Source organism: Streptomyces sp. NPDC001401, assembly GCF_042895385.1.
Lineage (GTDB): Bacteria > Actinomycetota > Actinomycetes > Streptomycetales > Streptomycetaceae > Streptomyces.
In genome coordinates this window covers 1,451,001-1,476,810 of sequence record NZ_JBIAWI010000001.1, presented here as the reverse complement: position 1 = coordinate 1,476,810, position 25,810 = coordinate 1,451,001, and the positions used below count along the sequence as shown (strand labels likewise).

Below are 25,810 nucleotides of genomic sequence, written 5' to 3'. Positions count from 1 at the left end.
GACGGTGCTCACGCTTCTGATCCAGTGGTTACGGTCCAGTCCGTGAACCGGGTATTGCGGACTGGACGCTGACCTTGGAGGATCGACCAGTCCTCCGATGGCTGCACCCATCGGTCGGCGCCCCGCGATCGAGGGAGATTGTGATCATGAAGCTGCTGCGAGTCGGTACGGCGGGATCGGAGACGCCTGCGCTGCTCGACGCCGAGGGGGTTCTGCGGGATCTGTCCGGTGTCGTGACCGACATCGACGGGACGTTGCTCGCCGACGACGCGGCGCTCGGCCGGATCCGCGCCGCCGCCGACGCCGGCGAGCTGCCCGCGCTGGATGCCACCGGGCTGCGTGTCGGTCCGCCCCTCGCACGGATCGGCAAGATCGTGTGCATCGGGCTGAACTACCACGACCACGCGCGCGAGACCGGGGCCGAGCCGCCCGCCGAGCCGGTGATCTTCTTCAAGGCCGCGGACACGGTGGTCGGGCCCTACGACACGGTGCTGGTCCCTCGCCGGTCGGTGAAGACGGACTGGGAGGTCGAGCTCGCCGTCGTCATCGGGCGTACGGCCCGGTATCTGTCGGACGACGAGGATCCGCTGGCGTACGTCGCCGGGTACGCGGTCGCGCACGACGTGTCCGAGCGGGAGTTCCAGATCGAGCGGGGCGGGACGTGGGACAAGGGGAAGAACTGCGAGACGTTCAATCCGCTGGGGCCGTGGTTGGTGACGGCGGATGAGGTTGTTGATCCACAGGATCTGTCGTTGAAGCTTTGGGTCAACGGGGAGTTGAAGCAGGACGGGACTACGGCTGAGCAGATCTTTTCCGTGGGGGAGGTTGTGCGGTATGTCAGCCAGTTCATGACGCTGTACCCCGGGGATGTCATCAATACGGGGACGCCGGCGGGGGTTGCTCTGGGTGCGCCTGAGCCGAAGCCGTTTTTGCGGGCCGGGGATGTTGTGGAGTTGGAGATTTCGGGGCTTGGTCGGCAACGGCAGGAGTTCAAGGACGCCTAAAGGGTGGGGGACTGCGCTTGTTCTGCGACTGCGGGTGCGTTGTGGTTGCTCGCGCAGTTCCCCGCGCCCCTAAAAACGCGCAGTTCCCCGCGCCCCCAAAAGGGTCAGCCCTTGTGCAGGAACTCCTCCAGGGCTTCGACCACGAAGCGGTGGTCTGCCAGTTGGGGTAGGCCGGAGACCGTGACCGCGCCGATCACGCCTACACCCAGGACGTTGATCGGGAAGGAGCCGCCGTGGGCCGCGTACTCGTCGGGGTTCAGGCGGGAGGAGTCCTCGAAGGTGCTGCCCTTGGCGCGGAAGCGGGCGCCGACCAGGTAGGAGGCGGAGCCGAAGCGTTCGACGACGCGGCGCTTGCGGGCGATCCAGGCGTCGTTGTCGGGGGTGGAGCCGGGGAGCGCCGCGTGGAAGAGCTGCTGGCCCGCGCGGTGGATGTCGATCGCGACCGGGGCCTGGCGCTCGCGGGCCATCTCCACGAGCAGGGAACCCAGCGCCCAGGCGTCGTCGTAGGTGAACTGGCTGAAGACCAGGTGCCGTTCCTGCGCCTCCAGTTCCTCCAGAGGCGGGGTGAGTTCCGGGTGGAACTTCGGGGTGATCTCCTGGTTGTGCGTCACAGCGCCACCGCCACTCCGTCGCGGGCCGAACGGCGGGCCGCCTCGAGCACGTCGAGGGCTGCGGCCGCCTCGAGAGCGGTCACCGGGTTGGGACCGTCTTCGTTGAGGGCCCTGGTCACGGCCGCATAGTACGCGGGGTAGTCGCCCGGGAGGGTGGGCTCGGGTCGGCCGCCGCCGGTCAGCGGGGAGTCGCCGGATCCGACGCGGCCCCACAGCGACTCGGGTTCCGTGCCCCAGTCGGCCGACGTCGCCGGACGCCTGCCTTCTCGCAGGGCCGCCTCCTGGGGATCGAGGCCGTACTTGACGTAACCCGCCTGCGAGCCCAACACCCGGAAACGCGGGCCGAGTTGGGCAGTCGTCGCGGAGACGTACAGGTGGGAGCGGACGCCGCCCGTGTGCGTGATCGCGATGAACGTGTCGTCGTCCGTCTCGGCGCCCGGGCGGCGGATGTCCGACTCGGCGTAGACCTGCGCCGCCGGGCCGAAGAGGACCAGCGCCTGGTCGACGACATGGCTGCCGAGGTCGTAGAGCAGACCTCCGATCTCTGCCGGGTCGCCGGACTCGCGCCAGCCGCCCTTCGGCTGCGGACGCCAGCGCTCGAAGCGGGACTCGAAGCGCCATACGTCGCCCAACTCGCCCTCGGCCAGCAGTCCTCGCAGGGTCAGGAAGTCGTTGTCCCAGCGGCGGTTCTGGAAGACGGAGAGGAGCAGGCCGCGGTCCTCGGCGAGGGCGGCCAGCTCGCGTGCCTCGGCCGCCGTGCCGGCGACGGGCTTGTCCACGACGACCGGGAGGCCGGCCTTCAGGGCGGTGGTCGCCAGCGGGACGTGGGTCTTGTTCGGGGACGCGACGACGATCAGGTCCAGTTCGGCGGCGCGCTCGAACAGCTCGTCGGGGGTCGCCGCGACGCGTACGTCCGGGAACTCGGCGCGGGCCTGCTGCTGCCGCTCCGGGTTCGAGGTGACCACCGTGTCGAGGGCGAGGCCCTCGGTGGCGGCGATCAGCGGGGCGTGGAAGACGGAGCCCGCGAGGCCGTAGCCGACGAGGCCCACGCGGAGGGGGGTGCGAGTCGTGCGTCCAGTCATGTCCTCCACTTTCGCAACGCTGTTGCCAAAGCGCAAGCGGAAGGGAGAATGCAAGGTGAGGAGGATGGCAGGGCGAAGAGGATGGCAGGGCGAGGAAGATGGCAGTGTGAAGAGGATGACGGCCGACGGTGCGAACCTGCCGGCGCTGCGCAGCCACAACATGGCGCTCGTGCTCGATCTGCTGCGCACGGCCGGTGCGGACGGCATCAGCCGGCTCGAACTCGCCGAGCGGACCGGGCTGACCCCGCAGGCCGTCAGCAAGATCACCGCCCGGCTGCGGGACGAGGGTCTCGTGACGGAGGCGGGGCGCCGCGCCTCGACGGGAGGCAAGCCCCGTACGGTGCTGCGGCTGGTGCCCGAGGCGGGCCACGCGGTCGGCCTGCACCTGGACCGGGACGGATTGCGGGCGGTACTGGTCGATCTCACGGGGGCCGTCGTGGGGGAGCGGCGCACCTCGCTGGACCTCGGGGCGGGCGCGGAGGAGGTGCTGTCCGCGGTGGCGGGGGAGACGGGATCGCTTGCGGGGGCCCTCCTCACGGCGCCTCTCCTCGGCGTCGGTGTCGCTCTCCCTGGCCCCCTCGATCACACCCGGGGTGTCCTGCACCGCGTGACGGGGTTCCCCGAGTGGGACGGTTTCCCTCTGCGGGACGCGCTCGCGCGGCGGCTCGGCGGGCCGGTCGTCGTCGACAAGGACACCAACGCGGCCGCGCTGGGACTCGCCGTCGGGGGCGAGGGCGGGTCCTTCGCCTATCTGCATCTCGGTACGGGGCTCGGCGCCGGGCTGGTCATCGGCGGCGCCGTGCACCGGGGCGCCCGTACCGGGGCCGGGGAGTTCGGGCACCAGGTGGTCCAGCTGGACGGGCCGCCGTGCGGCTGTGGCAACCGCGGCTGCGTCGAGGCGCTGTGTCTGGCCGCGGTGGCGCGCGGCGAGGTGGACGAGGCGGCGCGTGTGCTCGGTATCGGCGCCGGCAACCTGGTCGCGCTGCTCGACATCGACCTCGTGCTCCTCGGCGGCCGTACCGTCGAAGCCGCCCCGGACGCCTTCCTGCGAGGGGTGCGTGCCGTCCTCGACGAGTGCGCCCGGCGCCTCGGCGAGGACACGGTGCCGGTGCGGGTCGCCTCCGGCGGGATCGCCGAGGGGGCGGCACAGCTGGTGCTGGCGCCGCTGTTCGGACGGGCCGACGGCTGAGGGACGCTCCGCAGGGTGTGCTGTCGATCGTCTGCGGCACCATCGTGGCTGGTCGCGCCCACGCGGCGGAGCCGCAAATTGATACAGCCCCGCGCCCCTTCAGGGCGCTGCGCTGAACGAGCGGATCTGACGGGCCGTACGGAGCGGCACCGCTCCCCGCTCGCCGGGACCCGGCAGAGTCACGTGTCTATGCGACTCTGCACGCCCGTCTCCCTCTTCCTGGCGGCAGCCGCCCTCCTCCCCGCGGCGCCCCCGGCGCACGCGGCTCCCGACCCGGTCCGGAAGGCAGACCCCACCTGCGCCGCCCAGGACGACCGCCGTTTCCCCCTCACCACCCGCATCCACGGCGGCCCCGACACCTACGAAGCGGGCGGCGGATACGGCATCTGGTATCTGGACCTCACCAACACCACCACCCGGACCTGCGGAAACATCCACCCGGTCGTCGTCCTCGTCGACGACAAGCACGAGCTGCGGCCCTCGCAGCCCCATCTGGAGTTCTACGAGGGCACCCGCCCGCACCCCGTCCGCTTCGAGACCACCGACGAGGACGAACTGGTCGGCGCCTTCGACGACGGCTTCCCCGGCTTCTCGGTCGGCGCCGGAAAGACCGTCAGCGTGAAGGTCCGCCTCGCCCTCACCTCGGACACCGCACCCAACGGGGTCACCGCCGACGCCGCCGTCGTCCAGCGGCGGGGCGACGACGGCGACTGGGTCGGGCAGTCCAACGACTACGCCTTCCGCATCCAGAACGACACGAGCGCCACCCCCACGCCCGCCCCGACCACCACGGGAACCGGCAGCACCCCGCCCAGCCGCAGCCCACGCCTCCCCTTCGCCGACGAACTCGCCCGCACCGGACTCGTCACCCCCGGCGGGGCCCTCGCCGCCACCGCCGTCCTCTGCGTCACCGGCGGCGCCGTGCTGCTGGCCCGCAGGCGCCGCTGAGCCGGCCCCCGGCGTCTGCGACGATCGCTCACGTGGACTACCCGAACGACCAGGCCCCCGGCGCCCCCGTCCGCTCCGGCATCCCGGAGCACGGCCGTATCCCGAAGTACTACGCGGTGAAGGCGCGGATCGACCACCTCGTCCGCGAGCTGGGGGAGGGGGACCTCATCCCCACCGAGCGCGACCTCTCGGAGGAGTACGGGGTCGCGCGGGAGACCGTACGGCAGGCGCTGCGCGAGCTGGTGCTGGAGGGCAAGCTGCGGCGACAGGGGCGCGGCACCGTCGTCGCGGGGCCCAAGCTGGAACAGCCGCTCTCCCTCGCCAGCTACACCGAGGGCGTACGACGGCAGGGCCGCACCCCCGGCCGCAGCCTCGTCACCCTCGACCGCTTCCCCTGCCCCGACGCCCTCGCCGCCGAGACCGGCCTCCAACGCGGCGAACCCGTCTGGCACCTGGAGCGCGTGCTGCTGGCGGACGAGGAACGGGTCGGCCTGGAGAGCACGTACGTCGCCGTGGCCCGTGTCCCTCGCCTCGACACCGACTTCGAGCCCGACTCCTCCTTCTACGGCTACCTCCACGACCGCGGCATCACCTTCGGCGACGCCGACGAACGGATCGAAACGGTGCTGGCCACGCCCCGCGAGGCCCTGCTCATCGGGACCCCGCCGGCCCTTCCGATGCTGCTCATTCACCGGGTGTCCAGGGATACGGCCGGACGGCCGTTGGAGCGGGTGCGGACGCTCTATCGCGGGGACCGCTTCTCCTTCACCACCCATCTCCAGGGCTGAGCCCACCCCATCGGCCACCCTCCTTTGGGATCACGAAAAGATAACGGGTCTAGCCCAAACGTGATGGCTCGTTCAGGCTCTCGTTGTCGGCCGGATTCCTCCGGTTCCCCCTGCGCGAGGAGCGTGACCGCCGTGAAAGTGACAGTCGTCGGAGCAGGCGTGGTGGGCACCATGCACGCCTGGCAGGCAGTGGAACGCGGCCACGAGGTCGTGCAGATCGAGCGCGAGGCCGAGGCCCGCGGCGCCTCGCTGCGCAACTTCGGGCAGATCTGGGTGAGTGGGCGAGCGGGCGGCGAGGAGCTCGAAACCGCCCTGCGGGCACGGGAGTTGTGGGAGGAGATCGGCGGGCGCGTGCCCGGCCTCGGCTTCCGTGCGAACGGGTCACTGACCCCTGTCCGCGGCGACCTCGAACTCGCCGTCGCCGAGGCCGCCGTAGCGCGAGAGGACTCCGCGGCCCGTGGCTACAAGCTCCTCACACCCGCCGAGGCCCGCGCCCTGAACCCCGCCCTGCGCGGCGAGTTCACCGCCGCTCTGTACTGCGAACGCGACGCGGCCGTCGAACCCCGTACCGCCCAACTCGCCCTGCGAGCCGAGCTGTTGAAGTCGCCCAACTACACCTTCCTGCCGGGAAGGGAAGTGCGCGAGGTGACCGGTGCGGGGACGGTCAGGGACGATCACGGGGAGGTGCACCACGCCGACGCCGTCGTCCTGTGCACCGGCGCCTGGCTCAGCGGACTCGTCCGCGAACTCGCCGGACCCGGCCTGCCCGTTCGCCGCGTACGCCTGCAGATGATGCAGACCGACCCGCTGGGCGAGCCGCTCACCACGTCGGTCGCGGACGCGGACAGCTTCCGCTACTACCCCGCCTATGCATCCACGGCCCTCGACGAGCTCAACGCCCGGCAGCCGCAGACCCCCACGGCACGGGACCACCGAATGCAGCTGCTGATGGTCCAGCGCGCCGACGGCGGCCTGACCATCGGCGACACCCACGAGTACGGGCACCCCTTCGCCTTCGACACCCTCGAAGACCCCTACGAGCACCTCACCGAGGTCGTCGAGTCCCTCCTCGGCCGCCCGCTGCCGAGGATCCGGCGCCGTTGGGCGGGTGTGTACGCGCAGTGCACCGACCCGGCGCGGGTCGTGCACCGGCAGCAGGTGGGCGACGGGGTGTGGCTGGTCACGGGGCCCGGCGGCCGCGGCATGACCTGCTCGCCCGCGATAGCCGAAACCACCGCGAACGAACTTGGCTGGTGAGGAAGTTGACCACGGACACGCACGATGCCCACGACATCCGGCTCGTCGTCCTCGACATGGCCGGCACCACCGTCGCCGACGGCGGCCTCGTCGAGCAGGCCTTCGCGGCGGCGGCACGACGGCTGGACACCGATCCCGACTCGATGCTGGATTACGTCCGCGCCACCATGGGCGAGTCCAAGATCTCCGTCTTCCGGCACCTGTTCGGGGACGAGACGAGGGCGCAGCAGGCCAACAAGGCCTTCGAGGAGGCCTACGCCGAACTCGTCGACGGCGGGCGGGTCGCCGCCCTCCCCGGCGCACGCGAGGCCATCGAGGAACTCAATGCGCAGGGCCGCACCGTCGTACTGACCACCGGCTTCGCGCGCACCACCCAGGACGCGATCCTCGCCGCACTCGGCTGGCAGGACCTGGTGGAGCTGACGCTGTGCCCCGCCGACGCCGGGGGCCGGGGCCGCCCGTATCCCGACATGGTCCTCACCGCGTTCCTGCGCACGGCGGCCGCGGACGGGGTGCAGCAGATCGCCGTCGTCGGCGACACCTCGTACGACATGCTCAGCGGTGTCCGCGCGGGCGCGGGCGTGGTCGCCGGTGTGCGGACCGGGGCGCACGACGCGGACGCGCTGCGGGCGGCCGGGGCGACCCATGTGCTCGGCTCCGTGGCCGAGTTGCCGGGCGTGCTCGCATGAACAGCGGCATCCGCTTCGACTCCGTCACCGTCGCCTACGACGGGAACGTCGTCCTCGACGCCCTCGACCTCACCGTCGAACCCGGCGAGGTGATGGCGCTGCTCGGGCCGTCCGGGTCCGGGAAGACCACCGCGCTGCGGGCGGTCGCCGGGTTCGTGCGGCCCGCCTCCGGGCGGGTGTTCCTCGGCGGGCGCGATGTGACGGACCTGCCGCCGTACCGGCGGGGCGTCGGGATGGTGGTGCAGCAGTACGCGCTCTTCCCGCACCTGCGGGTCGAGGAGAACGTGGCGTTCGGGCTCAAGGCCCAGAAGGTCGCGAAGGGCGAGATCCGCGGGCGGGTGGCGCAGGCGCTGGACATGACCGGGATGGCCGCCTACGCGCGCCGCCACCCCCGGGAGCTCTCCGGCGGCCAGCAGCAACGCGTCGCGATCGCCCGCGCGCTTGCCATACGGCCCGGCGTACTCCTCCTCGACGAGCCCCTCTCCGCACTCGACGCCCGCCTCCGCTCCGGCATGCTCGCCGAACTGGCCCGTCTGCACCGGGAGTTGCCCGAAGTCTCGATCCTCTACGTCACCCACGACCAGGTGGAGGCCCTCACCCTGGCCGACCGGATCGCCGTCATGGACAAGGCGCGGTTGCGCGCCTGCGGGACGCCGAGGGAGCTGTACCGGGCGCCGGCCGACGAGTTCACGGCGTCCTTCGTGGGCGGCGCGAATCTGCTGCCGGTGACCGTGGGGGAGGAGGGGGTCTTCTTCGGCGGGCGGCGGATCAAGGTGTCGGGACAGGCTCCGGAAGTCGCGGACACCTTGTGCGTACGGCCGCATCTCGTCGGCCTCGGCGACGGGCCCAACCAACTCGCGGGCACGGTGCGCGAGATCCAGTGGCGGGGGTCCACCCATCGGCTCTACGTCGACGTCGACGGCCACCGGGTCATGGCCGACGTACGGGAGCTGAAGGACCCTCCCGCGCACGGGGACGCGGTAACACTGCACTTCGCACCCGACGACGCGGTGCTGCTGGCCGCAGGGGGGAGCCGTGACTAAGGTTGTTCGGTCGCTGCGAGTGCGTCGTGGCTGGTCGCGCAGTTCCCCGCGCCCCTGGGTGGGTGCCCTCCCGCCAGTCGTTTTGCTTGGCCTCTTCTTCCTTTACCCCCTTGCCCTCGTCCTTCAGCAGTCCTTCCGCCCCGACACCGGCGGCACCTCCCTCCAGCCGTACGCCGACGTCTTCGCCTCGGAGGCCTTCCGGCACGCTCTCTGGACCACCGTGTGGCTGGCCCTCGCCTCCACCGTCGGTTGTCTGGTTCTCGGGTTCGCGCTCGCGCTGGTCATCGCCTTCGTGCCGTTTCCCGGGGCGAAGGCGGTTGCCGGATTCGTCGACGTCTACCTCTCCTTTCCGTCCTTCCTCATCACCCTCGCCCTGCTGTTCGTCTACGGCACGACCGGCATCGTCGGCTCCTTCCAGTTCCTCACCACCCCATGGGGCGTGCTCCTCGCCGAGGTCACCTACTTCACGCCCTTCGTGATGCGGCCGCTGCTCGCCGCCTTCTCGCAACTGGACACCGCCCAGTTGGAGGCGGCTTCGAGCCTCGGTGCCCGTGCACCCCGCATCGTGCGGCGGATCGTGCTGCCCGAGGCGCTGCCCGCGCTCGCCGCCGGCGGGAGTCTTGTGCTGGTGCTCAGCCTCAACGAGTTCGGGATCGTGCTGTTCACCGGCGCGAAAGGCGTCACGACCCTGCCGATGCTCGTGTACAGCAAGGCGATCCTGGAGTCCGACTACCCGGGCGCCTGTGTGGTCGCCGTCGTCAACGTCCTTGTTTCCGTGGGCCTCTACGGCCTGTACCGGGTGGTGAGCCGTCGTGCTGGTGCATAGCCGCGGGGCGAAGTGGGCCGTATGGGCCGTGTTCTTCGTGCTCTTCCTGCCCCTGTTCGTGCTGCCCCTCCTCGTCGTCCTCGGCGCCTCCTTCGCCACCAACTGGTCGGGCGTCCTCCCGTCCGGCCTCAGCACCGCCCACTACGATGCGGCCACCCGCGGCGAGGCCCTGCAGGCCCTCACCACCAGCCTTGTCACCGCCCTCGCGGCGAGCCTGCTCGCGCTCGCCGTCGGCACCTGGGCCGCGCTCGCCGCGCACGCCCTGCCCAGGCCGCTGCGCCGTGTGCTGGACGCCCTGTTCGTGCTGCCGGTCGCCGTGCCGTCCGTCGTGGTCGGTCTGGCGGTCCTGGTCGCCTTCTCCCGGCCGCCGATGCTGCTCAACGGCACCCGGTGGATCGTGGTCCTCGCCCACACCGTCCTGGTGACCGCCTTCGCGTACCAGTCGGTCTCGGCGGCGATCACCCGGCTCGACCCCGCGTACGAGCAGGCCGCCGCCTCGCTGGGCGGACGGCCGGCGTACGTCCTGTGGCGGATCAGGCTCCCCCTGCTCCTGCCGTCCCTCACCGCCGCCGCGGGCCTCTGCTTCGCCCTGTCCATGGGCGAGTTGAGCGCCACCGTCATGCTCTACCCGCCCGACTGGACCCCGCTGCCCGTCCTGATCTACGCCGCCACCGACCGGGGCGCCCTCTTCGCCGGCTCCGCCCTGGCGATGGTGCTGATGGCGGCGACCCTGATCGTCCTGCTCGCCGTCTCCCGCGTCCGCACCAGAGCCGCGTACCGCTGACCGACCACGCTTCCAGTCACCCTGCCAGTCACCTTTCCAGCGCAAGGAGTTCATCCCGCCATGCCCAGAAACGGTCACAAGCTCGCCCTTGCCCTCTCCCTCCTCGCAAGCCCCCTGCTCACCGCCTGCTCCGGCACCTCAGCCGCCTCCGACGCGAACGTCGTCACCGTCTACAGCGCCGACGGCCTCAAGGGCGAGAACGGCGACGGCTGGTACGACAAGGTCTTCGCCGACTTCCAGAAGCAGACCGGCATCAAGGTGAAGTACGTCGAGGGCGGCTCCGGCGAGATGGTGCAGCGAGCCGTCCGCGAGAAGAGCAACCCGCAGGCCGACGTGCTCGTCACGCTCCCGCCCTTCATCCAACAGGCCGACAGCAAGGGCCTGTTGCAGAAGTACGCCCCGAAGGGATCGGACCAGGTCGACGGCGCCGGCAGGGCGACCGACGGGACGTGGACCTCCGTCGTCAACAACTACTTCGGGTTCGTCTACAACAAGAAGGAGCTGAAGCAGGCCCCGACCACCTGGCAGGAGCTGCTCGAGCCGGCGTACAAGAACAAGATCCAGTACTCCACCCCCGGCGTCGCAGGCGACGGAACCGCCGTCCTCATCAAGGCCATGCACGACTTCGGCGGCGAGAAGGCCGCCCTGGACTACCTCGGCAAGCTCCAGGCCAACAACGTCGGCCCCTCCGCCTCCACCGGCAAGCTCGCGCCCAAGGTCGACAAGGGCGAGCTGCTCGTCGCGAACGGCGACGTCCAGATGAACTACGCCCAGTCGAAGACCATGCCCGGCCTCGGCATCTGGTTCCCGGCGAAGGAGGGCGGGAAGCCGACCAGCTTCGCGCTGCCGTACGCGGCCGGGCTGGTCACCAAGGCGCCGCACTCCGCCAACGGCAAGAAGCTCCTCGACTTCATGCTGAGTCGGTCGGCCCAGCAGCAGATCAGCGAGATCGGTGGCGGCTTCGCCGCACGTCAGGACATCAAGGCCGGCGACGCCAACGCGACCGCCCTGGCCAGGCTGATGGACGGCGTCGAGATCTTCGAGCCGGACTGGACCGAGATCGACAAGAACCTGTCGTCGTACGTCGAGGCCTGGAAGCAAGCCACCGGCAGCTGATTCCTCGAGCTCACCGCCAGCACGGCCCGCTCCTGCGGCGGGCCCAGGTGCTGTGGCGGTCAGACGAGGTCGACGAGGTCAGCGATGGAGTCCACGACCTTCGTCGGCCGGTAGGGGTAGCGATCGACGTCGGACTTGGCCGTCAGTCCGGTCAGCACGAGGAAGGTCTCCATGCCGGCCTCCAGTCCGGCCAGTACGTCCGTGTCCATGCGGTCGCCGATCATGGCGCTGGTCTCCGAGTGGGCTCCGATGGTGTTCAGCGCGGTCCGCATCATCAGCGGATTCGGCTTGCCGACGAAGTACGGCTCCTTGCCGGTCGCCTTGGTGATCAGCGCGGCGACGGATCCGGTCGCCGGGAGGACACCCTCCGAGGAGGGCCCGGTGTTGTCCGGGTTGGTGGCGATGAAGCGGGCGCCGCCGTTGATCAAGCGGATGGCCTTGGTCAGAGCCTCGAAGGAGTACGTCCGGGTTTCGCCCAGGATCACGAAATCGGGGTCGGAGTCAGTCAGTACGTAACCGGCGTCGTGCAGGGCCGTCGTCAGGCCGGCCTCGCCGATCACGTAGGCGGTGCCGCCGGGATGTTGGTTGTCCAGGAAGCTGGCGGTGGCCAGGGCAGAGGTCCAGATGTTCTCCGCCGGCACATCGAGGCCGATCCTGTTCAGCCGGGCGTGGAGGTCACGCGCGGTGTAGATCGAGTTGTTCGTGAGGACCAGGAACGGACGACTCGATTCGCGGAGCTTCTTGATGAAAGCGTCCGCGCCGGGCACCGGGATGCCCTCATGCATCAGCACCCCGTCCATGTCGGTGAGCCACGATTCGATGGGCTTGCGCTGGGTCATGGGTGCGGACTCCTGCTCTGTCTGTCTACGAGACGGCCATGGTATTCATTCATCAGGATGAATACCGTCGGCTGGACCAGGGCTTTCGCCGCGATTCCGAGACCAGCGCGGTGATCGGCGACCGCATGGACACCGGCGACCGGATCCGACCCGATCTGAAACCTTTCTCGGCCTATAAACCTTTATCAACCCATATGGAGTAATAAGGCCCCGAATGAGGATGCGGGGCCAGGGTCGGAGGGGGAGCCTCCAGTTGTCTGGAGGTTTCACGATGGGCTCACTACGTCTCACTCTCTGTACAGGGCTCCTGGCCGTCTGCGCCCTCACCCCGCCGGTGTACGCGGCCGACGGGGGCGGTGCGGGCATCACGGTGACTCCGTCGTCCCCCGCCCCTGGCACCGATGTCACGCTCCGGGTGGCCGGGTGCTCCGCGAAGGCGGCCGGCGCCACGTCCAGGGCATTCGTCACGGACGCACGGCTCGCGGGCGCCGACGGCACCCTCACCGGGGCCACCAGGGTCCGCGCGTCCGCCGCGCCCGGTCTCTACGACGTGAAGGTCACCTGCGCCGGCGCCGTGATCACGGGCAGCATCACCGTCGTATCGCAGTCCCAGTCCCAGTCGCAGTCCCAGTCGCAGTCGTCTGCCTGGCCCACTGCCCACGCGTCCCCCGTCGCCCCCGTCCACGCGGGCGGCGGTGGCTCCACGCACTTCGCCTCCGTGGATGTCCGGGAGGCCGGACCCGGCGCGGCGCAGGCGGTCACCGGGCTGGTGCTCGTGGGCGTCGCCGCGGCCGCCGTGGCGGTTCTGAGCGCGCGCCGGAGCCGCGGAACGGACTGACCCCATGTCCGACGACGAACACTCCTCCGGCTCCGGGCGTCTTCTGATGGGCCTGGCCTGGGCGGTGCTGCTGCTCGGGCTGTGGATGTGGGGGCGGCAGGTGACCGACGTAGGGCAGGGCATATCCGCGACCGTCACCGGCGACATGGCCGCGGTCGGACGGCCGCCGGATGCGGAACTCCCGCCTGCGGCCCGCCCGTTGGGGGACGCGCTGCCGCAGCGCATCGACATTCCCGACCTGGGCGTCCAGGCGCCCGTGGTGGCCCGTGGCCTGGACCGGCAGGGGGCGATCGATCCGCCGCCCTTCGACCAGGCGGGCGCCGTGGGGTGGTACGCGGCCGGGACCAGACCGGGGGCCGCCGGAGCCGCGCTGATGGTGGGCCACGTCGACACCCGGACCCGGCCCGCCGTCTTCTACAAGCTGAGCGCCATGCGGCCCGGCGAGACCGTCCGCGTCATCCGCGACGACGGCAAGGTCGCCGAGTTCACCGTCGACGACGTCCAGGTCCAGGACCGCGACCGCTTCGACCCCCGGCAGGCCTACGGCCAGCACCGGCCGGGGCACGCCGAGCTTCGCCTGATCACCTGCGGGGGCACCTTCGACCGGGACAGCCACAGCTACACGGCGAACGTGATCGTCTCGGCATACCTCACCGGAACGGGTCTGTGATTGCCCTGACCGGGCCCCCAGCAGAAGAGCAGGTTGGCCGGGATCGCGGGCGCGGACATCGGGAGGCAGGGCTGAGTAGCCCGGTGACCTGCGCGGGGGGTTCAGCCGCGGCTGCGCGGCGAGTGTGATCGTTTCGGCGTACCTCGCCGGAGCGGGTCTCTGATTGCCCTCACCGGGGCCTGGCTGCACCTGGCCCGGTCGGCGGCCTGCTCCCCCCGAAGCCGCCGACCGGGCTGGTCCTCAACCGCGCGCGCACGGGCTGCGGGAGTGCTGCTTTTTCCCGGGGGATGACCCCCGGACCCCCAGCAGAAGAGCGGGTTGGCCGGGATCTCCGGCGCGGGGATCGGGAGGCAGGGCTGAGTGACCCGGTGACCGGCGCGGGAGGTTCAGCCGCGGCTGCGCGGCGAATGTGATCGTTTCGGCGTACCTCGCCGGAGCGGGTCTCTGATTGCCCTCACCGGGGCCTGGCTGCACCTGGCCCGGTCGGCGGCCTGCTCCCCCCGAAGCCGCCGACCGGGCTGGTCCTCAACCGCGCGCGCACGGGCTGCGGGAGTAACCCGGCGACCGGCGCGGGAGGTTTGGGACTGGCCGGGGGCTGGGGCCGTCTGAGAAGACTCTAGTTCGGATGAGCGCCAGATCCTAGAGGCTGAATGACGCCAGGTTCCGTTACGGTGGCTCTCCGTCATACGCGCTGGTGGATGAGGGTTCATTGAGGTTTCTACGACGATTCTCCGGACCCGCCCGGCCCTTCCCGGCGCAGCTCGTCGTCCGCCACCCGCTCGATCACCGCCTGCGCGACCCGGTTCACCGGGAGTCGGCGTCGGCGTGCGTACTGCCTGAGGGTCGCGAACGCCTCGTCGGGCTCGATGTTCCAACGTTCCGCGAGCATGCCCTTCGCCTGCTCGATGCGGACCCGGCTGGAGAGTGCCTCCTGCAACTGCTCGGTCAGCGAGCGGTACTGCGTGAACGTGCGGTGGTTCTGCACCCCGACGGCCGCGGCGTCGGCGAGGAGCTGCGCCACCGGCAGTCCCGACTCACCGCCCGGCGAGGAACCGTCGGGTGAGGAGCCGTCGGGCGGCGCCGGTAAGAACACGTTGAGAGCACCGAGCGCTGTCCCGCCCCGGCGCAGCGGGACCGCGAAGGTCCCCGCGATGCCGTGCCCGAGGGCCCGTTCGGTGAAGTCCGGCCAGCGGGCCTCCGCGTGGGCGGCCCGGATGGAGACCGGCGGCACCGGCCTCCCGGAGCCGTAGCTCTCCAGGCAGGGGCCGCCGCCGTGCTGGGCCGCGAGCAGGTCGAGCACCACCGCCTCCTGCCGGCTGCTGCCGCTCATCGACACCGCCCGGCCGCCGTCGATGAGCATGATTCCGGCCGCCCGCGCGGCCAGCAGCTCCACACAGTGATCGGCCACCCGCCGGAGATGGTCCGTGGCCTCGAAGCTCTCGGTGAGGGTGTCGGCCGCCTCCACCAGCGCCGTTGCCAGCCGCAGTTCCCGCATGCTGTGGTGTGTCACCGCGCACGGCCCCTTTCCCCCTGCCACTCGCCTTTGTTGAAGCGTGCACCTGCACCAACCATCGTGCTGTAACAGCTCACCGACAAGGTTCGGGCGATCTCGTGGGCGACGCGGGCTGTATGTCAGGATTGGGACTTCGACCAGTGCACCCAAGGGGGAGTTGGATGTACGGCATGAGGGGGGCCGGAATGAGGGCTTCCGCGGCGGCGCTGGGGGCAGCACTGCTCGTCGCGGGGTGTTCCTCCGGAGGCGGCGGCGACAAGGACAAGGACGCCGGCGCGAAAATCACCCAACAGCCCAAGGACAGCGACCCGTTCTGGGTCAACCCGGACGGCAACGCGGCACGTCAGGTGGCTGCCTACGCCAAGTCCGGCAAGGACGCCGACGCCGAGCAGATCCGCAAGATCGCCGAGCAGCCGACCGGCGAGTGGATCGGCCCGGAGAACCCCGAGCAGGAGGCCCAGGGCTTCACGGAGGCCGCCGACAAGGCCGGCCGCACGGCCCTCCTGGTCCTCTACAACATCCCGCACCGCGACTGCGGCCAGTACTCCCAGGGCGGCGCGGCCGACGGCAACGCCTACCGCGCCTGGATCGACGGCGTGGCCGCGGGCATCGGGAACCGCGCGGCGATGGTGATCCTCGAGCCGGACGCCATACTGCACCTGGTGGACGGCTGCACCCAGTCCCAGTTCCAGGAGGAGCGCTACAGCCTCCTCAACTACGCCATCACCAAGCTCAAGTCCCTGAAGAGCACCAAGGTCTACCTGGACGCGGGCAACGCCGGCTGGGGCCACCCCGACCAGATCTTCCAGCCCCTCCAGCGCGCGGGCGTCGCCCAGGCCGACGGCTTCTCGGTCAACGTCTCCAACTTCTACTCGACCAAAGACTCCATCGCCTACGGCAAGCAGCTCTCGGCCAAGGTGGCCAACAAGCACTTCGTCATCGACACCAGCCGCAACGGCAACGGCCCGTACACGGCAGGAAAGGCCGACGAGAACTGGTGCAACCCGCCGGGCCGGAAACTGGGCGAGTCCCCGACGACAAAGACGGCAGACCCGCTGGTGGACGCGTACCTCTGGGTCAAACGCCCCGGGGAATCGGACGGCACATGCAAGGGCGGCCCGCAGGCGGGCCAATGGTGGCCGACCTACGCTCTGAAACTGGCGGAGGGGTCAGGTTCTTAGGGGCGCGGGGAACTGCGCGACAAGCCACAGCGCTCCCGCACCCAACAACGCAACCCGCGGGAGCGCTACGGAACCTTCACCCACTGCGCCTTCGACGGTGTCCCCTGATCGTCATCGACGAACAGCATGTACCACCCGGACGTCACCAGATTCCGATTCTTCGGCACAGTAACGGTGATCTTGTTCCCAGCCGTCTTGAAGTCCAACGCGACAGACCGTTGATCCACGTCCGTGACGTGAGTGGACGCGCTGGGTCGAATCAACCGCACCTTCTTGATCGCCGAAGCCTGCGGTGACGTGAACGTCCCCGTCCCGCCCCGCGCGATCGTCTGGGGGCCACCCGACAGCGACGGCCGCGAATCCCTGTACAGATAAGGCGGCGTATAAATCTCGATCCGCTGCTCGAACTTCCCCGGCTTGGTGTTCGCCTTGTCGCCGTACAGCGAGTCCGACCCGAAGAACATCACACGCCCGTCCGGCAGCAGAATCGACCCCGAGTGATAGTTCCGCCCCACCTCGGGATCGGCGACCTTCTTGAACGTATTGGTGTCCGGGTGATAGAGCCGGGCCTGCAGGATGTTGGAGTCACCGCGCCCGCGATAGTCCTCCGACCCGCCGGACACCAGCACCGTGTCGTCGGGCAGCACCGAGGCCTGCGGATACCGCGTCCCCTTCTCCAGCGTCGGCCCGTCCGTGAACTTCGGGTTCTTGTCCTTCAGGTCGATCAGCCGCGTCTTGTTGCTGGACAGCTTGGACTCGCCGACCCCGCCACCGCCGATCACCATGAACTTCTCGTTCTGCGCCGGAGGCAGCAGCACCGTGCCGGACGTCTCCATCCTGTTGGAGTCGCTCAGCCCGGGCAGCTTGGTGAACTTGTTGCTGGCGACATCCCAAATACCCGGAATGCGACCGACATTGTCCGGCCCGTACCCCGCATTCGACCCCGAATAGAAGATCTTGCCGTTCTGCATCAGGAACAGCGCCGGGTACGTCGGGAACTGGCGGATCGTCGACGTGTACGTCCACTTCTTGGTCTTCGGGTCGAAGACCTCGTTCTTGCCCGGCACCAGCTGCCCGATGTCGTCGAGCCCGGAGACACTGAGGATCTTGCCGTCCGACAGAGTCGTGAGCGTCGGATACCAGCGGGCCTCGTTCATCGGGTCGACCTTGATGTACTTCTCGGCGACCGGGTCGAACTCGAAGGCGTCCCGGATCCCCTGGAAATCCTTCTTGTCGAGGGCGAGCTTCTGCGCGATGCCGTACGTGTTGCGCGCTTCGGTGCCGGTGAGGCCCTGGATGCGGTAGTTGTCCTGCGTACCGGTCTCGTACTTCGTGCCGCTCTTCTTCGCCTCGACGTAAATACGGCCCAGACCCGGGTCGTTGCGCAGGAACTTGCCGGTCTTCGGGTCGAAGACCTTCTTCGCGCGCGGCACGAGCACCGGGTCCTTCGACACGAAGGTCTTGCCGTTCTCCTTGCCCGTGAACTTCGTCCCCGCGGGCAGCGTTATCGGCTTGTCCGGGTTCTCGTTGTGCACCACCATCAGGCCGCCGGCCTTGGTGACGTCACCCTTGAGCTTCTCGTACCGCTTCGTCCCGCCCGCGATCAGCAGATTGCCGTTCGCCAGCTGCGTGTGGCCGGTGCAGAACAGGTCCTTCGGCGTCGGGATCTTCTTGATCGTGCCCTTGACCGGGTCCCAGATCCGGGTGTCGAACTTCTTCGCGTTGAAGTTGTCCTGGTTGTTGCCCGAGCCCGCGATCAGCAGCACCTTGCCGGTGCGCAGCAGCGCCGCATGGATGGTGTCCTGGCGGTATTCCGGCGGGAACTCGATGATGTCCCAGTGTCCGTTGTCCGCTTTGTACTCGGGTCTGTTGATCTTGTACTGGTGGTATTTCTCGGTCCCGACGCGGTAGAGCCACGGCCCGTTCATCCCGGCCAGCGCGAGCACCACCGCCGTGCCGATCGCGAGTCGACGGGCGCGGCGGCGGCCTGCACGGTCGTTCATTCCTTACGTCCCCCAAATCCACCGAGAGCGATCTGCATCGTCTGGTCATTGCCTCCGCTCGAGCCCCCGCTCGAGGCGGCCCAGCTGGGCTTCTGCCCCGAGCCGTGCGGCGAGTGCGGCGCCTGCTGCCCCGGCAGCGGCTTCGGCTGGTACGCCGTCGTGGGCGCCGCCGAGTCCTGCGGCTCCTCGTACACCGGCGCGGGCGGCTGCTTCTTCGCCTGCCGCAGTCCGTACCGCCAGGCGAAGATCGGCGACGCGGTGATCAGCAGGGCGAACGTGGCCCAGGTGATCATCGCCGGGTGCGAGTGCCCGAGTGTGAGACCGGCGGCGATCGAACCGCCGAAGACCAGGATGAAGAACAGGTGGATCCGGAAGGTCCCGAACAGCGTGTCCGGGCTGGCCGAGTCGCCCTTGGGCGTCACCACGAACTTGCTCTTGCGGCGCAGCACGGTGTCCATGAGCGAGCGGGCGTAGATCGGCGCCGAGAGGGCCGACATCACCATGCCCGCCACACCGCCGGAGCCCTCCGGCTCGTGCGGGGAGACGTTGTGCCGGCGGTTCCAGATGTACAGGCCGATCTGCAGCGCGGACGCGTTGCCGTACAGCATCAGCCAGACCGTCGGGTCGATGTTCACACCCGAGGCGCCCAGCCCCAGGAACAGCGCACAACTCAGCGCCGCCAGGATCCAGTTGAGGGCCGACATCGGGTAGAAGATGATCATCATCGTGTAGTTGAAGAGCTTGCCCGGAGGCAGTGAGAACCAGCCCTTCCAGTACTGCTTCAGGATCGTCTCGTACGTGCCCCGCGACCACCGCAGCTGCTGCGTGAAGAAGTCCGTCCAGGCACCCGGTCCCTCGCCCACCGCGAGCACGTCCGGCGTGTACACCGAGCGCCACTTCTTCCCCGTCGCCGGGTTCTTGTGCCGGTGGATCTCGAAGCCGGTGGCCATGTCCTCGGTGATCGAGTCGTACAGGCCGCCGATCTGCTGGAGCGCCTTGATGCGTACGGCGTTCGACGTACCGACGAACATCGGGGCGCCGTAGCGGTTTCCGGCCCGCTGGATGAGGGCGTGGAAGAGGAACTGCTGGGACTCCGCCGCCTTGGTGATGGGGTTGTCGTAGTTGCCGTACACCTGCGGGCCGATGACGAAGCCGACGTCCGGGTCGCGGAAGAAGCCGAGCATCCGCTCCAGGTAGTTGGGCAGCGGCACATGGTCGGTGTCGACGGAGGCGAAGAAGTCGTAGTCGTCGCCGTGCGCCTCGAGCCAGGCGTTGTAGTTGCCGTGCTTGGTCTTGGCGCGGTGCGGGCCCTTCTTCTGGTTCCACTTCTCGACGCCCTTGCGGGAGAAGTGGTGTACGCCGAGGCGCTCGCAGACCGCCTTCACCTCGGCGTCGTCGCCCTCGTCGAGGAGCCAGATGTGCAGAAGGCCCCGGTGGCGCAGCCTGACGGCCGCCTCCAGGGTCTTCGTCACCATCGACAGGGGTTCCTTGCCGGGCACGTACGTCGTGATGAACGCGACTCTCGTGCCGGTCTCAGGCACCACCGGGACGGGGTCGCGGGCGACCAGCGTGGCGTGCGCGTTGGACAGCACGTTCATGCAGCGGAAGAACTCGATCAGACCGATCGAGACGAGCATCACGACGTCGAGGGTCGGCAGGAAGCTGAAGGCGGGGTAGTCGCGCTCGGTCCAATGCTGCGGCTGCAGCAGCCAGCCGAGCAGGATCAGCGAGAGCAGCGGCGCGGCGCCCAGCATCAGGGCGGCACGCAGCCGGTGCGGCTCCTGCGAGAGCAGCGAGCGGTACTGCACCTTGTACGGCTTGTTCGGGTCGGGCTGGGTGAGGGGACCGGCCAGCCGGCTGTAGTGCTCGTAGTCGTATCTCGGCAGGGTCTTCTTGATGCGGCGGAACTGGCCCGTCTGGCTGTTCCGGTGCGAAGGCACCCTGAGCTGGGTGGTTTCTGACGGGTCGAAGTTCTGCCGGGCGCCCGTCGGCGTCGACGTCATGAGTCATCCCCCCACACGCAGGACACGCCCGCGTGTTGTGTCGGTTCCTTCCGTCCGCGGCCGAGTCCCCCTCGACTCTCCACAGACGTATCAGTGACCGGCCGCAGTCACCACACTTTCCACACCCGTAGACATGGAACCGCGGCCTTCCGGTTGCATGATGCCCCCCTCGGCATCGCCTCGTGAACGGGGCCCCCTATCCCCGCAGACCCGGCAACCGCTTACTAGACCCCCAACTGCCGCGTATCCGCAGCATCTTGAAAAACAGGGTTCTACGGCGTTCATCATGATCGCAAGATGCGAAACGCGGTGTTTACCGGTCATACGCGTTCATTGCGGTGCCTGTGAGGGTCTTGTGGACCAGTCGTGGACAGCCGGGCGCGGATATTGCCGAAGTGCTCTCTTATGGCCTCCTCCGCCCGTACCGAGTCGCCCGACCGCACCGCGTCGAGGATGTCCCGGTGCTGCCTGCAGGTCACTTTCGGGTCCTGCGGCACGCCTCCCAGATCCGTCTGTACGCGGTGGAAGGCGTCCCAGAACGCCTCCAGCACCTCGCCGAGCAGCACGTTGTCCAGCCCCCGGTACAGGGTGGCGTGGAAGGCGCGGTCGGTGTCCGCGAGGCCGCCGCCTCCTTGCGCGGCCTGGTGTTCCATACGGTGCACGAGGGCGTCGAGTTCAATGAGGTCCGGCTCCGGGATCCGTCCCGCGAGCCGGGAGACCAGCCCCGTCTCCACCGCCTCGCGCAGCTCCAGCAGCTGGAGCAGGGAGTCCTCTCCCCGGTAGTGCCCGGCGACCGTGCGGAAGGCGAGCCCCTCGATCATCGGGGCCAGCGACATCGGGCCGACGTATGTCCCGAAGCCGTGCCGGATCTCCACGATGCCCATCGCCTGCAGCGCCTTCAGCGCCTCGCGTACCGAGTTCCGGCTCGCGCCGAGGAACTCCATCAGTTCGGGCTCGGTCGGCAGCGGGGCCCCGGAGGGCAGCCTGCGATCGATGATCAGCTTCTTGATCCGCTCCTGGAGGTCACGCGCTGCCATGGCCAGAGAGTATCCGGCCAAACAAGGGGAGCTCCCGGGTTCCGGACAGTCTGCGTTCCGGGCAGCCCGTGGCCGGACATGCGGAAGGCCCCCCGCTTCCGCGGAGGGCCTCGCTGTCTGTGCGCCGCCAGGGACTCGAACCCCGGACCCGCTGATTAAGAGTCAGCTGCTCTAACCAACTGAGCTAGCGGCGCCTGCTGACGTCGTAACTCTACCGGACGGTCCGGGGTGCTCCGCACCATCCACCCCGGGCCCGGCCCGGGTCGAGGACCGGCCTTGTACATCATTCGGACCGTCAACATGCGCGTCGGGAAGACGGTTGGGAAACTGATCATCGTGGACAGGCGCGGACATTTTCATCTGGAGTGTGAGGGGAATCGCATGGCGACTCCGGTATTCGAGGAATTCGATCCGGCGAGCGACTGCGACTGCCCCGGATGTGCGCACTGGCGGCGCGTCCTGCCGTATTCGAGGGCGGGACGGCACCCGGCGGCCCGCAGGGCCCTGATCGTGGCGGCCGCCGCGACCGCCGCCCTCGGCACGGGGCACGTGGCACCGGCGCTCGCCGCCCCGCACCTACCGCCCGGCCCGGGCGTTTCCGCAGGTAACGAGGTTGCCACCCCGCAGGGCCACCGGGCCCCGCTGCACGGCGGAAGCGGGCAGTCCCTCAAGCCCGCGGATGCGCTCAAGGCGCCCGCGACCACCCGTGCGGAGATCATCAAGCGGGCCAGGAAATGGCTCGACGCGAGGGTGCCGTACAGCATGGAGGCCTACTGGTCCGACGGCTACCGGCAGGACTGCTCCGGCTATGTCTCGATGGCCTGGGGCCTGCTCGGAAACGAATGGACGGGCAGCCTCGACCACTTCGGCGAACGCGTCACCAAGGCGGAACTGCAGCCGGGCGACATTCTGCTGTTCCACAATCCGGCGAACCCGCAGAGGGGCTCGCACGTGGTCATTTTCGGCGGCTGGAAGAACGGCGCGCACACCAAGTACACCGCCTACGAGCAGACGCCCCCGCGGACTCGCCGGAAGGCCACCCCGTACGCCTACTGGAGTCAGTCGGGCCGCTACATCCCCTACCGGTACAAGGGGCTCAAGGCGGACGCGGAGGGGCCGGCGCCGGGTAAGCCGGCCGCTCCGGGCGGCCCGATGGCGTACCCGGGAGCGGCGTTTTTCGGCCCCGGCGCGAACAACAAGTACGTGACCCAGCTCAGGCAGATGCTCATCGCGCGCGGTGCCGGCCGCTACTACCCGTCGGACCTCGGCCCGAGCTGGTCGGACGCGGACCGGCAGGCCACCCGGGCCTTCCAGCTGGCCCAGGGCTGGAAGGGCAAGGGCGCGGACGGGATGCCGGGGCCGCGGACCTGGGAGCTGCTGGTGTCCGGGAAGGGCAAGAACATTCCGGCGGCCGAGGAATCGGATCCGACGCAGGACGAGGTGGCGGATCCGACGGCGGCCGTGTTCGCGGATCCGACGCAGGCCGGAGTGCCGGTTCCGACGGCGGCCGTGTTCGCGGATCCGAAGTCGGCCGCGGTGACGGCTCCGAAGGTGCCTTCGTCCCATGGGGTGCAGGGCTATCCGGGACGGGCGATGTTCCGCCCCGGCGCGTCCAACACCTACGTCACCCAGCTGGGAGACCAGCTGGTGAAGAAGGGGTTCGGCAAGCACTACACGGACGAGCCGGGCCCGGGCTGGGACGAGGAGGACCGCCGCAATGTCGAGGCCTTCCAGCGCTCCCAGGGATGGCGGGGCGGCGCGGCGAACGGCATCCCGGGCCCGGAGACCTGGCGGCGGCTGTTCTCCTGAGCGGTTCTGGTCCTGAGCGGTTCCGGCAGTACTGGCTTTTCTGTGGTTCTGAGCGGTTTGAGCAGTTTGGTTTGACCCACCCGTTGTGACGCATCTGGCGCGGAGGCTGGAGGCACGCATGAGTACGACGACCACTTCACAGACGCCCGAGTCCGAGGGGCCGGGCAGGCCCGGTCGCCTCATCCAGAACGAGGCGACCACCGAGATCCCCGTCCATCTGCTGTTCCGCGACGAACAAGCCCCGGTGTCCGTGCCGCTCAGGCCGACGGTCGTCGGCCGCCGGCAGGGGACGGGTGAACAGCCGCGGTTCCGGCGCCCCGCGTCGGCGAAGTCGCCGTCCGTACCCAAGGTCGACCCCGAACTGGGCGAGCGGCCCGCCAGGGTGCTGCCCGGGGCGGCAGGCGTGCTCGTCGGGGCCTGCGGGACGGCCGGGTGCGTGGCCACCTCGTGGTGGGCCGGCGTTCTGCCGTCGCTCGCGGCGGCGGCGCTGCGGCTGCCGGCGCACCCGGGGGCCGGGCTCGGTCCCGTGCAGTGGGCGGCCTACGCGGGCGCCGGAGCGCTGGGGCTCTTCGGCTTCGGCGGACTCGCCCGCGGCCGGACCGGACGGGCCTGGGTGCTCGGGATGTTCGGCCGCTACCGGGGGACCGTCCGGCGCACCGGCCTGATGTGGGTCAACCCGCTGCTGCTGCGCCGCCGGGTCGACGTACGGCTGCGGCACTGGCGCAGCGAGGAGATGCCCGCGGCCGACGGCAACGGGGTCGCGCTGCGCGTGGTGGTGCTGGTGGTGTGGCGGGTGCGGGACACCGCGCGGGCGGTGCTGGGCGTCGAGGACCACGAGACCTATCTGCGCGAGTGCGTGGAGGCGGCCCTCGCCCGGGTCGCGGTGGAGGCGCCCGGCGGGGCGAGGAGTTCGGTGGAGGCGGCCGAATCCAATATCGCCGCACTGACCCGGCTGACGGCGGCGGACGCGGCGCCGATCGGGCTCGAGGTGTTCTCGGTGCAGCCGGTCCGGGTCGAGTACGCCCCCGAGGTCGCCGCCGCGATGCAGCGCCGCCGTATCGCCGCCCTGGACGCACAGCACCGCGCGACCGTGCTGACCTCGGTCGTCGACTCGGTGGAGGACACCGTGACGCGGCTGACCGTGCGGGGCCTGGTGGAACTGGACGACTACGAACGCAAGGCGCTGGTCAAGGACTTGACGGTGGCGTTCTGTGCGGGGCGGGGAGAACCCGGCCCGTGATTGGTATGGACATGTTCAATTAACGGCAATAATCTGAGACTTGGTCTAGACCTGCACCCCTCATGGAACTTCCCCCACGTTCTTCAGGAGCGGCAGCATGCGCAAAAAGACCAAGTGGTACGCCGCCGCGCTCGGGCTCACCACGGCAGGGGCCTTCGTGCTCTCCGCCGGAGGCGCGAGCGGCCACGGCTACACCGACCTCCCCATCAGCAGGCAGAAGCTCTGCCAGAACGGCACCGTGACCAACTGCGGTGAGATCCAGTACGAGCCGCAGAGCGTCGAGGGCCCCAAGGGCTTCCCCGCCGCCGGACCGGCCGACGGCGCCATCTGCTCCGGCGGCAACTCCCGCTTCGCCCAGCTCGACAGCCCGAAGACCCCGTCGGGCGGCGCCTGGCCCACCACCAAGGTGACCGGCGGCCAGAGCTACACGTTCCGCTGGCAGTTCACCGCCATGCACGCCACCACCGACTTCAAGTACTACGTCACCAGGCAGGGCTGGAACCAGAACCACAACCTGGCCCGCTCCGACCTCAACACGACACCGTTCCTCACGGTGCCGTACAACGGCCAGCGTCCCCCGGCCACCCTCTCCCACAGCGGCACACTCCCGTCCGGGCTGAGCGGCCACCACGTCATCGTCGCCGTATGGACGATCGCGGACACGGGCAACGCGTTCTACGCCTGCTCGGACGTCACGTTCTGACCTGCTCGTGGATCTCTGAGCGTTACTTGAGACAGGCAGGCTTCCCCCGGGGGTAGGTTCCCCACACGAAGCAGTACCTGACCTCGGGGGAAGCATCATGGACCTCTTCTTCTACCTCATCCCCAGCCTTATCCTGGCCGCCGTCCTCTTCGGCGCGTACCGGGTGCTGCGCCGCTCGCTGCAGATACGCAGCGCCTGGAACAGCGGGCTGACGGCCGAGGGGCGCTGTCTGCGGATGTTCACGACGACCCACGGCGGCGGTGGCGACTCGTCCGTGAGCACCACGCTGCACCACGTATACGAGTTCACCGCGCGCGACGGCCGTGTCGTCCGCTTCGAGGAGGAGAACGGCCCGGCGACGATCCTGGAGGGCGACTTCGTCACCGTCTACTACGCGGAGGGCGACAACGTGGTCGCCACGGCCAAGGCTCCCGGCCGGGGCGCGCTGGCCGCGGGCACCGTCGCCATCCTGGCGTTCCTCGGGGTGGTCGCGGTGTTCTGCGTCGGCTTCATGGTCACGTTCCATGCGATGTCCGACGAGTTCGGTTTCGGCGACGGCACCGACGAAACCACCAACACCGTCGTGGTGGACGGCGTCACGATGACCCCGTGACCCTCCACATCTGACGGTCCATCA

General features: G+C 69.6%; 25 protein-coding genes and 1 tRNA gene. 18 read left to right on the top strand and 8 right to left on the bottom strand.

What is annotated here, in order from left to right:
• Nucleotides 1–146 precede the first annotated feature (146 nt).
• Nucleotides 147–1,004, top strand: a complete 858-nt coding sequence (locus tag ACFY10_RS06790) for a fumarylacetoacetate hydrolase family protein (protein ID WP_390663952.1) — start codon at nt 147–149, stop codon at nt 1,002–1,004.
• 104 nt (nt 1,005–1,108) lie between these two features.
• On the opposite strand, the gene ACFY10_RS06785 is transcribed toward ACFY10_RS06790, so the two are convergent.
• Nucleotides 1,109–1,615 (bottom strand): heme-degrading domain-containing protein, encoded by a 507-nt coding sequence (locus ACFY10_RS06785; RefSeq protein ID WP_390663951.1) that lies wholly within the window; start codon nt 1,613–1,615, stop codon nt 1,109–1,111.
• Nucleotides 1,612–2,697 (bottom strand): Gfo/Idh/MocA family oxidoreductase, encoded by a 1,086-nt coding sequence (locus tag ACFY10_RS06780; RefSeq protein WP_390663950.1) that lies wholly within the window; start codon nt 2,695–2,697, stop codon nt 1,612–1,614. The genes ACFY10_RS06785 and ACFY10_RS06780 overlap by 4 nt, the downstream gene beginning before the upstream one ends.
• 115 nt (nt 2,698–2,812) lie before the next feature.
• On the opposite strand from ACFY10_RS06780, the gene ACFY10_RS06775 reads away from it, so the two are divergent.
• From ACFY10_RS06775 to ACFY10_RS06735, 9 genes are all read left to right on the top strand, one after another.
• Nucleotides 2,813–3,886, top strand: a complete 1,074-nt coding sequence (locus tag ACFY10_RS06775; RefSeq protein ID WP_390664149.1) for an ROK family protein — start codon at nt 2,813–2,815, stop codon at nt 3,884–3,886.
• A 189-nt stretch (nt 3,887–4,075) separates the two neighbouring features.
• Nucleotides 4,076–4,834 carry a hypothetical protein gene (locus tag ACFY10_RS06770; protein ID WP_390663949.1) on the top strand — a complete coding sequence of 253 codons (759 nt, stop codon included), beginning with the start codon at nt 4,076–4,078 and terminating at the stop codon, nt 4,832–4,834.
• A gap of 32 nt (nt 4,835–4,866) precedes the next feature.
• On the top strand, nt 4,867–5,622 hold the full coding sequence (locus tag ACFY10_RS06765) for a GntR family transcriptional regulator (RefSeq protein WP_390663948.1): 756 nt from the start codon (nt 4,867–4,869) through the stop codon (nt 5,620–5,622).
• A 132-nt stretch (nt 5,623–5,754) separates the two neighbouring features.
• Nucleotides 5,755–6,879: a TIGR03364 family FAD-dependent oxidoreductase gene (locus tag ACFY10_RS06760; RefSeq protein ID WP_390663947.1), complete on the top strand. Its 1,125-nt coding sequence runs from the start codon at nt 5,755–5,757 to the stop codon at nt 6,877–6,879.
• On the top strand, nt 6,876–7,568 hold the full coding sequence (locus tag ACFY10_RS06755) for a phosphonatase-like hydrolase (RefSeq protein WP_390663946.1): 693 nt from the start codon (nt 6,876–6,878) through the stop codon (nt 7,566–7,568). The genes ACFY10_RS06760 and ACFY10_RS06755 overlap by 4 nt, the downstream gene beginning before the upstream one ends.
• Nucleotides 7,565–8,611, top strand: coding sequence for an ABC transporter ATP-binding protein (locus tag ACFY10_RS06750; RefSeq protein ID WP_390663945.1), 1,047 nt, complete (start codon nt 7,565–7,567; stop codon nt 8,609–8,611). Before ACFY10_RS06755 ends, ACFY10_RS06750 begins: the two co-directional genes overlap by 4 nt.
• A gap of 82 nt (nt 8,612–8,693) precedes the next feature.
• On the top strand, nt 8,694–9,437 hold the full coding sequence (locus ACFY10_RS06745) for a 2-aminoethylphosphonate ABC transporter permease subunit (RefSeq protein WP_390663944.1): 744 nt from the start codon (nt 8,694–8,696) through the stop codon (nt 9,435–9,437).
• The gene (locus ACFY10_RS06740; RefSeq protein ID WP_390663943.1) at nt 9,424–10,221 is read left to right on the top strand and encodes an ABC transporter permease; all 798 of its coding nucleotides are present in this window, start codon (nt 9,424–9,426) and stop codon (nt 10,219–10,221) included. Before ACFY10_RS06745 ends, ACFY10_RS06740 begins: the two co-directional genes overlap by 14 nt.
• Before the next feature lie 60 nt (nt 10,222–10,281).
• Nucleotides 10,282–11,337, top strand: coding sequence for a 2-aminoethylphosphonate ABC transporter substrate-binding protein (locus ACFY10_RS06735; protein WP_390663942.1), 1,056 nt, complete (start codon nt 10,282–10,284; stop codon nt 11,335–11,337).
• 59 nt (nt 11,338–11,396) lie between these two features.
• On the opposite strand, the gene ACFY10_RS06730 is transcribed toward ACFY10_RS06735, so the two are convergent.
• Nucleotides 11,397–12,176: an HAD-IIA family hydrolase gene (locus ACFY10_RS06730; RefSeq protein WP_390663941.1), complete on the bottom strand. Its 780-nt coding sequence runs from the start codon at nt 12,174–12,176 to the stop codon at nt 11,397–11,399.
• Nucleotides 12,177–12,214: 38 nt separating this feature from the next.
• On the opposite strand from ACFY10_RS06730, the gene ACFY10_RS06725 reads away from it, so the two are divergent.
• The 3 genes from ACFY10_RS06725 (at nt 12,215) to ACFY10_RS06715 (ending at nt 13,684) form a co-directional block, all read left to right on the top strand.
• Nucleotides 12,215–12,379 (top strand): hypothetical protein, encoded by a 165-nt coding sequence (locus ACFY10_RS06725; RefSeq protein ID WP_390663940.1) that lies wholly within the window; start codon nt 12,215–12,217, stop codon nt 12,377–12,379.
• Nucleotides 12,380–12,447: 68 nt separating this feature from the next.
• Entirely contained in the window at nt 12,448–13,014 is a 567-nt protein-coding gene (locus tag ACFY10_RS06720; RefSeq protein WP_390663939.1) for a hypothetical protein, read from the top strand.
• A 4-nt stretch (nt 13,015–13,018) separates the two neighbouring features.
• Nucleotides 13,019–13,684 (top strand): class F sortase, encoded by a 666-nt coding sequence (locus ACFY10_RS06715; protein ID WP_390663938.1) that lies wholly within the window; start codon nt 13,019–13,021, stop codon nt 13,682–13,684.
• Between the two features lie 718 nt (nt 13,685–14,402).
• Here ACFY10_RS06715 and ACFY10_RS06710 read toward each other — a convergent pair.
• On the bottom strand, nt 14,403–15,194 hold the full coding sequence (locus ACFY10_RS06710; protein WP_390663937.1) for an ANTAR domain-containing protein: 792 nt from the start codon (nt 15,192–15,194) through the stop codon (nt 14,403–14,405).
• A gap of 164 nt (nt 15,195–15,358) precedes the next feature.
• Here ACFY10_RS06710 and ACFY10_RS06705 point away from each other — a divergent pair, with 164 nt between their 5' ends.
• Nucleotides 15,359–16,378 (top strand): glycoside hydrolase family 6 protein, encoded by a 1,020-nt coding sequence (locus ACFY10_RS06705; RefSeq protein ID WP_390663936.1) that lies wholly within the window; start codon nt 15,359–15,361, stop codon nt 16,376–16,378.
• 65 nt (nt 16,379–16,443) lie between these two features.
• On the opposite strand, the gene ACFY10_RS06700 is transcribed toward ACFY10_RS06705, so the two are convergent.
• The 4 genes from ACFY10_RS06700 to ACFY10_RS06685 form a co-directional block, all read right to left on the bottom strand.
• Nucleotides 16,444–18,381, bottom strand: coding sequence for a galactose oxidase-like domain-containing protein (locus ACFY10_RS06700; protein WP_390663935.1), 1,938 nt, complete (start codon nt 18,379–18,381; stop codon nt 16,444–16,446).
• On the bottom strand, nt 18,378–20,384 hold the full coding sequence (locus ACFY10_RS06695; RefSeq protein WP_390663934.1) for a glycosyltransferase family 2 protein: 2,007 nt from the start codon (nt 20,382–20,384) through the stop codon (nt 18,378–18,380). The genes ACFY10_RS06700 and ACFY10_RS06695 overlap by 4 nt, the downstream gene beginning before the upstream one ends.
• Nucleotides 20,385–20,704: 320 nt before the next feature.
• Nucleotides 20,705–21,421, bottom strand: a complete 717-nt coding sequence (locus ACFY10_RS06690; RefSeq protein ID WP_390663933.1) for a FadR/GntR family transcriptional regulator — start codon at nt 21,419–21,421, stop codon at nt 20,705–20,707.
• A 120-nt stretch (nt 21,422–21,541) separates the two neighbouring features.
• Nucleotides 21,542–21,615 (bottom strand) — tRNA-Lys (locus tag ACFY10_RS06685).
• Nucleotides 21,616–21,802: 187 nt separating this feature from the next.
• On the opposite strand from ACFY10_RS06685, the gene ACFY10_RS06680 reads away from it, so the two are divergent.
• From ACFY10_RS06680 to ACFY10_RS06665, 4 genes are all read left to right on the top strand, one after another.
• A complete protein-coding gene (locus tag ACFY10_RS06680; RefSeq protein WP_390663932.1) occupies nt 21,803–23,230 on the top strand; it encodes a peptidoglycan-binding protein in 1,428 nt (475 codons plus the stop codon).
• 118 nt (nt 23,231–23,348) lie between these two features.
• Nucleotides 23,349–24,470 (top strand): SPFH domain-containing protein, encoded by a 1,122-nt coding sequence (locus tag ACFY10_RS06675; protein ID WP_390663931.1) that lies wholly within the window; start codon nt 23,349–23,351, stop codon nt 24,468–24,470.
• A gap of 97 nt (nt 24,471–24,567) precedes the next feature.
• Entirely contained in the window at nt 24,568–25,173 is a 606-nt protein-coding gene (locus ACFY10_RS06670; protein WP_390663930.1) for a lytic polysaccharide monooxygenase, read from the top strand.
• Between the two features lie 97 nt (nt 25,174–25,270).
• On the top strand, nt 25,271–25,786 hold the full coding sequence (locus ACFY10_RS06665; RefSeq protein ID WP_390663929.1) for a DUF3592 domain-containing protein: 516 nt from the start codon (nt 25,271–25,273) through the stop codon (nt 25,784–25,786).
• Nucleotides 25,787–25,810: the final 24 nt, after the last annotated feature.

Coding starts and splice junctions, on each gene's coding strand:
- ACFY10_RS06725 (WP_390663940.1), top strand. CDS start 12,215: ATGGTATTCATTCATCAGGATGAATACCGTCGGCTGGACCAGGGCTTT.
- ACFY10_RS06705 (WP_390663936.1), top strand. CDS start 15,359: ATGTACGGCATGAGGGGGGCCGGAATGAGGGCTTCCGCGGCGGCGCTG.
- ACFY10_RS06735 (WP_390663942.1), top strand. CDS start 10,282: ATGCCCAGAAACGGTCACAAGCTCGCCCTTGCCCTCTCCCTCCTCGCA.
- ACFY10_RS06680 (WP_390663932.1), top strand. CDS start 21,803: ATGGCGACTCCGGTATTCGAGGAATTCGATCCGGCGAGCGACTGCGAC.
- ACFY10_RS06770 (WP_390663949.1), top strand. CDS start 4,076: ATGCGACTCTGCACGCCCGTCTCCCTCTTCCTGGCGGCAGCCGCCCTC.
- ACFY10_RS06695 (WP_390663934.1), bottom strand. CDS start 20,384: ATGACGTCGACGCCGACGGGCGCCCGGCAGAACTTCGACCCGTCAGAA.
- ACFY10_RS06775 (WP_390664149.1), top strand. CDS start 2,813: ATGACGGCCGACGGTGCGAACCTGCCGGCGCTGCGCAGCCACAACATG.
- ACFY10_RS06720 (WP_390663939.1), top strand. CDS start 12,448: ATGGGCTCACTACGTCTCACTCTCTGTACAGGGCTCCTGGCCGTCTGC.
- ACFY10_RS06790 (WP_390663952.1), top strand. CDS start 147: ATGAAGCTGCTGCGAGTCGGTACGGCGGGATCGGAGACGCCTGCGCTG.
- ACFY10_RS06665 (WP_390663929.1), top strand. CDS start 25,271: ATGGACCTCTTCTTCTACCTCATCCCCAGCCTTATCCTGGCCGCCGTC.
- ACFY10_RS06670 (WP_390663930.1), top strand. CDS start 24,568: ATGCGCAAAAAGACCAAGTGGTACGCCGCCGCGCTCGGGCTCACCACG.
- ACFY10_RS06690 (WP_390663933.1), bottom strand. CDS start 21,421: ATGGCAGCGCGTGACCTCCAGGAGCGGATCAAGAAGCTGATCATCGAT.
- ACFY10_RS06675 (WP_390663931.1), top strand. CDS start 23,349: ATGAGTACGACGACCACTTCACAGACGCCCGAGTCCGAGGGGCCGGGC.
- ACFY10_RS06750 (WP_390663945.1), top strand. CDS start 7,565: ATGAACAGCGGCATCCGCTTCGACTCCGTCACCGTCGCCTACGACGGG.
- ACFY10_RS06715 (WP_390663938.1), top strand. CDS start 13,019: ATGTCCGACGACGAACACTCCTCCGGCTCCGGGCGTCTTCTGATGGGC.
- ACFY10_RS06700 (WP_390663935.1), bottom strand. CDS start 18,381: ATGAACGACCGTGCAGGCCGCCGCCGCGCCCGTCGACTCGCGATCGGC.
- ACFY10_RS06780 (WP_390663950.1), bottom strand. CDS start 2,697: ATGACTGGACGCACGACTCGCACCCCCCTCCGCGTGGGCCTCGTCGGC.
- ACFY10_RS06730 (WP_390663941.1), bottom strand. CDS start 12,176: ATGACCCAGCGCAAGCCCATCGAATCGTGGCTCACCGACATGGACGGG.